This window comes from Bartonella sp. AC535YNZD (assembly GCF_042196625.1).
Classification (GTDB): domain Bacteria; phylum Pseudomonadota; class Alphaproteobacteria; order Rhizobiales; family Rhizobiaceae; genus Bartonella.
Genome location: NZ_JBHIQP010000078.1, coordinates 1 through 715, shown reverse-complemented (window position 1 = coordinate 715; position 715 = coordinate 1). Strand labels below are relative to the sequence as shown.

The window sequence follows — 715 nt, the reverse complement described above, 5'->3', positions numbered from 1 at the left end:
CCTCGAAAATCCGGAACATTAAATGTCGTTACACTATCCCCTTCTCCCCAAACCGTGCCTATCGTCTCAAATAAATCGCGATAGTCACGACGCAAATAAGCCTTCCCATCGCAAATTAACCAATCCTTTGGAATCCCGCGCATTCCAAACGTTCCTATAAAACCCGTGGGATAAAGACTGCTTTCTTCTTCCAAAGGAATAGAGGTAGGATTAACAAGATGCCAACTATCTCCACGAGACACCAATGTATAAATACACCCTTCTTGGATTTCTCCTCCCAACAAAGGACTAACCCCTAATTCTGTTGCTTTATAAACCGGCTTGCCAGCTAAATCATTCAAGACAATCGTTGTCGCCCCAACATTCCTGCCCGTCGCCATAAAGCGCAAAACGATACCATTCTTATACTCTAAAAACTGTGAAGTGCTTGCAAGCCTTATCACACTCGTTTGTTGGACATGATCATTTGTAACAATGCCTTCAAGCTCTCCACCCGTGTCTGACAAGTATTCCTTTACGCGTTGCATCATCACACGGGCGCTCTTCTTCACACTGCTAGGATGCTGCCCTTCTGACCAATTAATTGAAGCATCACAACGCGTATTATCCGCCGCTCTAAGCGACCAATCATAAATCGTCGACATCTTGAACCTCACGTCTTGATCGCAAACACAACACTCATATTAATCGGACGTGTCTCACTGACACCGGAACT

1 protein-coding gene is annotated in these 715 nt (G+C 44.9%); it reads right to left on the bottom strand.

Annotated features, from left to right (window positions below):
- Positions 1 to 644 (bottom strand): phage tail protein (locus ACFIM8_RS09260; RefSeq protein WP_375614848.1); only part of this gene is annotated, 644 nt, incomplete at its 3' end.
- Positions 645 to 715 lie beyond the last annotated feature (71 nt).